The 8220-nt window shown below is 68.3% G+C and carries 6 protein-coding genes; 4 read left to right on the forward strand and 2 right to left on the reverse strand.

Features of this window, described 5'->3' with window-relative positions:
- The first annotated feature begins 171 nt into the window (after positions 1-171).
- From ACFDSW_RS13270 to trxA, 3 genes are read left to right on the forward strand one after another with little or no spacing between them, the layout of a single operon-like run.
- The gene (locus ACFDSW_RS13270; protein ID WP_375250759.1) at positions 172-1806 is read left to right on the forward strand and encodes a CTP synthase; all 1635 of its coding nucleotides are present in this window, start codon (positions 172-174) and stop codon (positions 1804-1806) included.
- A 28-nt stretch (positions 1807-1834) separates the two neighbouring features.
- Entirely contained in the window at positions 1835-5305 is a 3471-nt protein-coding gene (addA, locus tag ACFDSW_RS13275) for a double-strand break repair helicase AddA (protein ID WP_375250760.1), read from the forward strand.
- A 45-nt stretch (positions 5306-5350) separates the two neighbouring features.
- The gene (gene trxA, locus ACFDSW_RS13280) at positions 5351-5674 is read left to right on the forward strand and encodes a thioredoxin TrxA (protein WP_375250761.1); all 324 of its coding nucleotides are present in this window, start codon (positions 5351-5353) and stop codon (positions 5672-5674) included.
- A 43-nt stretch (positions 5675-5717) separates the two neighbouring features.
- Here trxA and ACFDSW_RS13285 read toward each other — a convergent pair whose 3' ends face one another.
- Entirely contained in the window at positions 5718-6521 is an 804-nt protein-coding gene (locus ACFDSW_RS13285; protein ID WP_375250762.1) for an inositol monophosphatase family protein, read from the reverse strand.
- A gap of 4 nt (positions 6522-6525) precedes the next feature.
- On the reverse strand, positions 6526-7761 hold the full coding sequence (argJ, locus tag ACFDSW_RS13290) for a bifunctional glutamate N-acetyltransferase/amino-acid acetyltransferase ArgJ (RefSeq protein WP_375250763.1): 1236 nt from the start codon (positions 7759-7761) through the stop codon (positions 6526-6528).
- 147 nt (positions 7762-7908) lie between these two features.
- Here argJ and ACFDSW_RS13295 point away from each other — a divergent pair, with 147 nt between their 5' ends.
- On the forward strand, positions 7909-8160 hold the full coding sequence (locus ACFDSW_RS13295) for a hypothetical protein (protein ID WP_375250764.1): 252 nt from the start codon (positions 7909-7911) through the stop codon (positions 8158-8160).
- Positions 8161-8220 lie beyond the last annotated feature (60 nt).

Here is an 8220-nt window from a genome sequence, read left to right on the forward strand (position 1 = left end):
GACGCGCCGGTATTGCCCGGACAGGGCGGCAACGCCGCCGCGCCGGCCACCGCCCCGGCGGACAACGGCGTCCCGCTCGCGGGTTGATCGTTCCCACATCGTCGTTTCGTCGCGCGCAGCGTGCCTGCGCGCTTGCCTTCGCTCGTATCTAAAGGTTAGGCGTCTTCTCCCATGGCGCGGTATATCTTCATCACCGGCGGCGTGGTTTCCTCGCTTGGCAAGGGTCTTATGGCGGCGAGCCTCGCCGCGCTCCTGCAGACGCGCGGTTATCGTGTACGCATCCGCAAGTTCGATCCGTATCTGAATGTCGATCCCGGCACGATGAGTCCGTATCAGCATGGCGAAGTCTATGTCACCGATGACGGGGCCGAGACCGACCTGGACCTCGGCCATTATGAGCGCTTTACCGGGGTCGCCAGTCGGCAGTCGGACAATGTGACGTCCGGCCGCATCTACAAGACGATCATCGAGCGTGAGCGGCGCGGCGATTATCTGGGCGCGACGGTGCAGGTGATCCCGCACGTCACCGATGCGATCAAGGCGTTCGCGCGCGCCGAGACGGACGATCTGGACTTCGTGCTGTGCGAGATCGGCGGCACCGTCGGCGATATCGAGTCGCTTCCGTTCATCGAGTCGATCCGCCAGCTGAAGAACGAAGTCGGCCGGGGCAATGCGATCAGCATCCACGTCACGCTGGTGCCGTATATCGCGGCGGCGGGCGAGCTGAAGACCAAGCCGACGCAGCATTCCGTTCGTGAGCTGGCCGCGCTGGGGGTGCAGCCGGACATTCTGGTGTGCCGCTGCGAAAAGCCGCTGCCGGAAACCGAGCGCGCGAAGATCGCGCTGTTCTGCAACGTGCCCGAAAGCGCGGTGATCCCGGCGCTGGACGCGAAGAGCATCTATGCGGTCCCGCTGCAATATCACGGCGAAGGCCTTGATTCGGAAGTGCTGCGCGCATTCGGCATAACGCCGTCGTCGCCGCCCGACCTGTCGCGCTGGGAAGAAATCGTCGATCGCCTCATGCACCCCGAAGGGGAGGTGACGATCGGCGTGGTCGGCAAATATGTCGGCCTGCAGGATGCGTATAAGTCGCTCAACGAGGCGCTCGTCCACGGCGGCATCGCCAATCGCGTCAAGGTGAACATCCGCTGGATCGACGCGGAACTGTTCGAAGGCGACGACGCGGAAATCGCCGCGCATCTGGAGCCGCTCCACGCGATCCTCGTCCCCGGCGCGTTCGGTTCGCGTGGCGCGGAGGGGAAGATCGCGAGCGTCCGTTTCGCCCGGCAGCGGCGAGTGCCCTATTTCGGCATCTGTTTCGGGATGCAGATGGCGTGCATCGAGGGCGCGCGCGATCTCGCCGGGATCACCCAGGCCTCGTCCACCGAATTCGGCCCGACCGAGGAACCCGTCGTCGGGCTGATCACGGAATGGATGACGGAGAGCGGCCTGGAAACGCGCGCCGCCGATGGCGATCTGGGTGGCACGATGCGGCTGGGCGCCTATCCCGCGCAGCTCAGCGGCAACAGCGTCGTCGCGTCGATCTATGGCAATACCGAGATTTCCGAGCGTCACCGGCACCGTTACGAAGTCAACACCGCCTATCGCGAGCGGCTGGAAGCCGGGGGCCTGGTGTTCTCCGGTCTGTCCCCCGACGGCATGCTGCCGGAAATCGTCGAGCGGCCCGATCATCCGTGGTTCGTGGGGGTGCAATTCCATCCCGAGCTGAAGAGCAAGCCGTTTGATCCGCATCCCTTGTTCGCGAGCTTCATCGCGGCCGCGGTGAAGCAGAGCCGGCTGGTCTGACCCGGCGGATCGTGTCAGGTCGTCGGGTATGAGCCAGCGACCCGTCACCCCTCTACCCGCGCTGAAGGGCGAGCAGCTGCGTGCCAGCCGCCCGGAAGCGCATGTCTGGCTGTCCGCCTCGGCGGGTACGGGCAAGACGCAGGTGCTCGCAGCGCGGGTGTTCCGGCTGTTGCTGCGCGATGTCGCGCCCGGCGCGATCCTGTGCCTGACGTTCACCAAGGCGGGCGCGGCGGAGATGGCGGCGCGGGTCAATCGCCAGCTCGCGGCCTGGGTGCGCATGCCGGATACGGAATTGGCGCGCGATCTGGTTTCGCTCGGCGAGCGTCCGACCGCGGCGTTGATCGCGCGCGCGCGCACCTTGTTTGCGCGTGTGCTGGATGCGCCGGGCGGCGGGCTGCGCATCCAGACGATCCATGGTTTCTGCCAAAGCCTGCTGGCCGCTTTCCCGATGGAGGCGGGGCTGGTGCCCGGCTTTCGCCCGATCGAGCCGCGCGAGGAGGCGCTGTTGCGACGGCAGGCCCTGTCGGATCTGCTGGTCGATGCCGAGCGCGAAGGGCGCGTCACGCCGGTCGACGCGATCGGCCAGCTCAGCGTTCGGCTCGGCGAGCAGGGCGCGGAACAATATCTGGCCGACTGCGCCCGCGCGGGCGAGGCGCTCGACGCGCTGCCGGCGGGGATCGCGCCGTTCATCCGCGCGCAGCTGGGCGTGCCGCTGGGCGACGTGGATGAGGTGATCGCGGCGGGTTGCGCGGCGATCGACGAGGTGATGGTTGCGCGGATCGGTGCGGCGCATCGTGGCTGGGGTACGTCGACGGGAACAGGTTTCGCCGAGACGATCGCCCGTTGGCTGGCAGCGGATCACGCCGCCCGCGTGGCGATGCTGCCCGATCTGATCGGCGTCGTCCGCACCGCCAAGGGGGAGCCTCGCAAGGCGTCGGCGAAACTGATTGCGATCGAGCCCAATTTCGAGGACCTGGCGGCGGAATTGGGGGGGGCGTGCGCCGATCTGCTGTCGCTCCGTATCCGCGCCGCCTACGCCGATCGGCTGGGTGCCGCGCTGGAGGTGGGGCGCGACTATGCGCGCGGCTATGTCGCCGCGAAGCGGCGCAGCGGGGCGGTCGATTTCGATGATCTGATCGGCGCGGCGGTCAAGCTGTTGCAGCAGGAAGGGATCGGCGACTGGATCCGCTACAAGCTGGACCAGATCACCGAACATGTGCTGGTCGATGAGGCGCAGGACACCAATATCGCGCAATGGACGATCATCCGCGCGCTGGTGGACGAATATTTCGTCGGTCGCGGGGTCTATGCGCCCTCGGTGCGGACGTTGTTCACGGTCGGGGATTTCAAGCAGGCGATCTTCGGCTTCCAGGGAACCAATCCGCTGACTTTTCTGGCGGCGGAGGAACATTTCCGTCGCAAGGCGGCGGAGGTGGTCGGCGATGATGCGATGCCGGATGATGAGCGCGGACTGCCCTTCGAGCGCCTGTCGCTGACCGATTCCTTTCGCTCGACCGCGCCGGTGCTGGAATTCGTCGACGCCGCGATCACGACGGTCGGCGCGTCGGGGCTGGGCGCCGCCGACGATATCCCGCTGCACGCCAGCCAGGTGGCGGGGCCGGGTGCGGTGGCGCTGTGGCCGCCGATCGCCACCGGCGCGACCGAGGCGGAGGACGGAGGCGAGGAGGGCTGGGTGGACGATGCCGTGCGTGCCAATGCGACACGCATCGCGCGCGCGGTACGGCAATGGCTTCGTCCGGCGGAGCAGGGGGGGCTGATGCTGGAGAGCAAGGGCCGCGCACTCCGCCCCGAAGACGTGATGATCCTCGTCAAGCGACGTGGTGAGCTGGCGCAACTGCTGGTCGCGCGCCTGTACGCCGAAGGTGTCCCCGTCGCCGGGGTGGATCGGCTGAGGCTATCGGCACCTTTGGCGGTGCAGGACCTGCTTGCGGTGATCCGCTTCGTGCTTCAGCCGGAGGATGATCTGTCGCTGGCCAGTCTGCTCGTCTCGCCGCTGATCGGTTGGAGCCAGGACGAATTGATGATGCGCGCGGTGGAGCGCGACAGCGGCACGCGGCACGGCCCGCTGTGGCGCCATCTGACGCGGCATCACGCCGACGAGGTCGCGCCCTTGGAGGCGTTGCTCGCCGGCGCCGATTTCGACACGCCCTATCGTTTCCTGGAAATGATCCTTTCTGGCCCGCTCGACGGGCGGCGCAGGTTGCTGGCGCGGCTCGGCGAGGAGGCGCGCGATCCGATCGAGGAATTGCTCAACGCGGCGCTGGAGTTCGAAACCAACACGACGCTCTCGCTGCAACGCTTCCTCGATTGGTTCGAACGCGACGAGGTGGAGATCGTCCGCGATGCCGCCGCGCCGCTTGATGCCGTCCGCGTGATGACCGCGCACGGGTCGAAGGGGCTGCAGGCACCATTGGTGATCCTGGCGGATGCCACCTCCGATCCCGACGCCAGCCCGCGCTCCACGCTGATGTGGACTCCCGATGGACTGGAGCGGCCGATCCCGGTGTTCCGGCCCCGCAAGGAGGAGCGCGCGGGCGCGATCGACGAAGCGCTGACCGAGGTCGAGCGGCGGGAGCGGGAGGAGCATTGGCGATTGTTCTATGTCGCAGCGACGCGCGCCGAGGAACGGCTGGTGATCGCCGGGTCGCTGAGCGCGAAATGGAACGGTATTCCGCCCGAGGCGAGCTGGTATGCCGCCGCGTGCCGTACCTTCGATGCGCTGGGCGTTCCACCCGCCGGCGACGATGGCGAGCGGCTCTTTGTCGGCCATCGCCCCGCCGGCGCGGTGACGGCGCGCCCGCGGGCGGGGGAAGGGCAGCCGGCGCATCCCGACTTGCCCGATTGGGCGCGCCAGGCTGCACCGCGCCCGGTCTATCCGCCGCGCCCGTTGGCGCCGTCGGCGATCGGGGCGGATGAAGTGGCCGATCCGCCGCCGCCCGGCCCGGCGATGCAGCTCGCCGCCGAGCGCGGAAAGTTGATGCACGCCCTGTTCGAACGGCTGCCGCCCTTGGCGTCCGATCAGCGCCGCGCCGCGGCGGACCTGTGGTTGCGCGCGCGCGGCGTCGCCGACGTGGCGGCAGTGATCGATCCGGTCCTCGCCGTGCTGGAGGATGCGCGCTTCGCCGATCTGTTCGGGCCGCAGGCGCTGGCGGAGGTGCCGGTCAGTGCGACCTTGCCCAACGGCCGGGTCGTCGCCGGGACGATCGATCGCGTGCTGATCGCGGACGGCGTGATCCGCGTGATCGACTATAAGACCGGGCGTCAGGTGCCGCGCGATGCCACGGAGGTGCCCGCCTATCACCTCGCACAGATGGCGGCCTATCACGGCGCGCTGGAGGCCATCGTGCCGGGCGCGCGGGTCGAAGCGGCGTTGCTCTACACCGCCGGCCCGACGTTGATCGTCCTGACCGAGGGGCAGATCGCGGCGGCCAAGGTGCGCTTCGCGGCGGCGGAGCAAAGCTTGTCGGTCGACGGTTGAGCACGCAGCGCCGGCGCCCTAGCTACACAGTCGAAGGAGTAAACCATGGCCACGATGAAGATCACCGACGACAGCTTCCAGAGCGACGTACTCGATGCCGAAAAGCCGGTGCTGGTGGATTTCTGGGCGGAATGGTGCGGGCCATGCAAGATGATCGGGCCCAGCCTTGAGGAACTGTCCGACGAATATGGCGACCAGGTGACGATCGCGAAGCTGAACATCGACGAGAATCCCGATGCTCCGGGTCAATATGGCGTGCGCGGTATCCCGACGATGATCCTGTTCAAGGGCGGCGCACCTGCCGCCACCAAGATCGGCGCCGGGCCGAAGGGCGAGATCAAGGCCTGGCTCGAAGCCGAGCTGGACTAACCATAGCGGGGCCGCCGGACGCGCGGCCCCCCTTTTTCGCTGGTCAGTCGAACAGGATCGCCGCCGCCTGCCGCCAGATCGCATCGGTGGTGGCGGCGAGCATGATCGGGCGGTGGTCTGCCACGCGGTAGCAGGATCCGTCGGCACGTCGGCAAACGCCGCCCGCCTCCGCCAGGAACAGCGCGCCGGCGGCATGATCCCAGGGCAGCACGCGCTGGAACAGCGCGACATCGGCCTGCCCCAGCACCAGTTGCGGATATTGCTCGCCCGCGCAGCGGGGCGTCGCGACGATTTCCATCCGGTCACGGGTTCGCCTGGCGGTTTCCTCGCGTGCGGCATCGTCCATGAAGTGCAGGCTGATCGCCGCGCGTAGCGATGCCAAGGGATCGCGCGCTGCCACGGTCATGCGGCGTCCGTCGATCCAGGCGCCGCCCCCGCGCACCGCGCTACACAGGCGATCGAGCACGGGGTCGTAGATCCATGCGGCAACGGTGTCACCGTCCTCCAACAGCGCCAGCATGATCGCGAACGGCGAGCGGCCATGCGCGTAATTGTTCGTGCCGTCGATCGGATCGATCAGCCAGATACGCCCTTTATCGAGCCCGTCGAGCAGGGATGCGTCGCTCGCGGTCGCTTCTTCGCCGACGATTCGCGCGTCGGGATCGAGCGCGGCCAGCCCGGCGGTCAACCGCCGCTCCGCCTCACGGTCGGCCACGGTGACGAGATCGTCGGCTTCCTTCTCGACCACATCCTCGGCCGACAGATTGCGGAAATGCGCCATCACCACGTCGCGCGCGACGCGGCGGATCAGCGCATCGACCGGGCCGTGGAGCGGATGCCGCGTCATGGCATCAACTACGGTAGTCGGCGTTGATGGAAATATAGCCGTGCGTCAGGTCGCACGTCCACACCGTTGCCCGGCCTTCGCCGATCCCGAGATCGACCCCGATGTCCACCTCCTGGCCTTTCAGATGCTCGGCCACCGGCGCCTCGTCATAGCCCTCCACGGCCAGTCCGCGCTCTGCCACCTGGGTGGCGCCGAAGCGGATCGACAGGCGGTCGCGATCGGCAGGCTCCCCGGCCTTGCCGACCGCCATCACCACGCGACCCCAATTGGCGTCTTCCCCCGCGATCGCCGTCTTCACCAGCGGTGAATTGGCGATCGACAGGGCGATGCGATGCGCGGAAGCGTCACTTTCCGCACCCTCGACCGTGATCGCGATCTGTTTCGACGCGCCTTCGCCGTCACGCACGACGAGCAGCGCGAGCTGGCGGCAGACATCGTCGAGCGCCGCGCGGAAGGCGTCGGCGCCAGCGCTATCGTCGTCGACCAGCGCCATATTGCCTGCCGCTCCGGTGGCGAAGGCCAGCACCGTATCGCTGGTCGAGGTGTCGCTATCCACCGTGATGCAGGAGAAGGTGCGCCTGTTCGCCGCCGACAGCGCCGATTGCAGGAACGGGGCGGAAACCGCCGCGTCGGTGAAAATGAAGCCCAGCATCGTCGCCATATCCGGCGCGATCATGCCGCTTCCCTTGATGATCGCGGCGATCGTGATCGTGCGGCCATCCACTATCGCGGTCGCGGTCGCGCCTTTCTCGAAGGTATCGGTGGTGCCGATCGTCGCGGCGGCATCACGCCAGTCGGCGACTGGCGCGACAAAGGCGGCGTCGAGCCCGGCCTCGGCCTTGTCGACCGGAAGCGGGACGCCGATCACCCCGGTGGAGGCGACGAACACGTCTGACGGCTGGCAGCCAAGACGCATGGCAGCGCGCGCCGCCAGCGCTTCCACCGCCGCACGACCGCGATGGCCGGTGAAGGCGTTCGAATTACCCGCGTTGACGATCAGCGCTCGCGCCTGCCCCAGCACCAGCGCGTCGCGACACCATTCCACCTCCGGCGAAGGGCATTTCGATTGCGTCGTCACGCCCGCGACCGTGGTGCCAGGGGTGAATTCGGCGAAGGTCAGGTCGCAGCGGTCCCACTCCTTGTAACGCGCGCGCGCTACCCGCACGGTGACGCCTGCGATCGCGGGCATGACGGGGAAAGGAATGGCGAGCGGCGATACCGCGTGGCTGGGCGTCGACATGCGCGCCGCATAGCCGCCATGGCACGGCAGGCAAAGGGGGCAGGGCGCGTGACCGCACGGATCCTGGCCGTATCGCGCCGGCGAGCACCGGCCGGTCGCGCATCCGGCGGTGGACGTGGGCGCGAGGGCATCCTATGTCTCCACGCGATGAACCTGCTGTTGCTTCTTTCGGCGCTGCTGTCGGCCCTGTCCGGCATGGGGGCGAGCGCGCGGCAGCCGCAGGTCGCGCACGCGGTCGCGCAGCAGGCGCAGGTCGCCTCCGAGGTGACCGCGCGGAGAATCGCCGCCCGGCCGGTGCAGCCGCTCGCCGCGCTGGTCACCAGCGCGGCCCGGGGATTGTGGAATGCCCTGACCGTGGCGCCGATCGCGCCGCTCTTCGCTTCGCGCCGGCGCGAATAGCCATTGCCGCGCGCCGCCGGGCCCCGGGCGGCGCTTCCGTAGTTCCTTTCCGCGCGCTTG

It is taken from the genome of Sphingomonas sp. (assembly GCF_042091075.1).
Lineage (GTDB): Bacteria > Pseudomonadota > Alphaproteobacteria > Sphingomonadales > Sphingomonadaceae > Sphingomonas.

What these genes read in the sequence shown, in the direction of transcription:
- ACFDSW_RS13270 (WP_375250759.1), top strand. Translation starts at nt 172, where the DNA reads ATGGCGCGGTATATCTTCATCACCGGCGGCGTGGTTTCCTCGCTTGGC.
- addA (WP_375250760.1), top strand. Translation starts at nt 1,835, where the DNA reads ATGAGCCAGCGACCCGTCACCCCTCTACCCGCGCTGAAGGGCGAGCAG.
- trxA (WP_375250761.1), top strand. Translation starts at nt 5,351, where the DNA reads ATGGCCACGATGAAGATCACCGACGACAGCTTCCAGAGCGACGTACTC.
- ACFDSW_RS13285 (WP_375250762.1), bottom strand. Translation starts at nt 6,521, where the DNA reads ATGACGCGGCATCCGCTCCACGGCCCGGTCGATGCGCTGATCCGCCGC.
- argJ (WP_375250763.1), bottom strand. Translation starts at nt 7,761, where the DNA reads ATGTCGACGCCCAGCCACGCGGTATCGCCGCTCGCCATTCCTTTCCCC.
- ACFDSW_RS13295 (WP_375250764.1), top strand. Translation starts at nt 7,909, where the DNA reads ATGAACCTGCTGTTGCTTCTTTCGGCGCTGCTGTCGGCCCTGTCCGGC.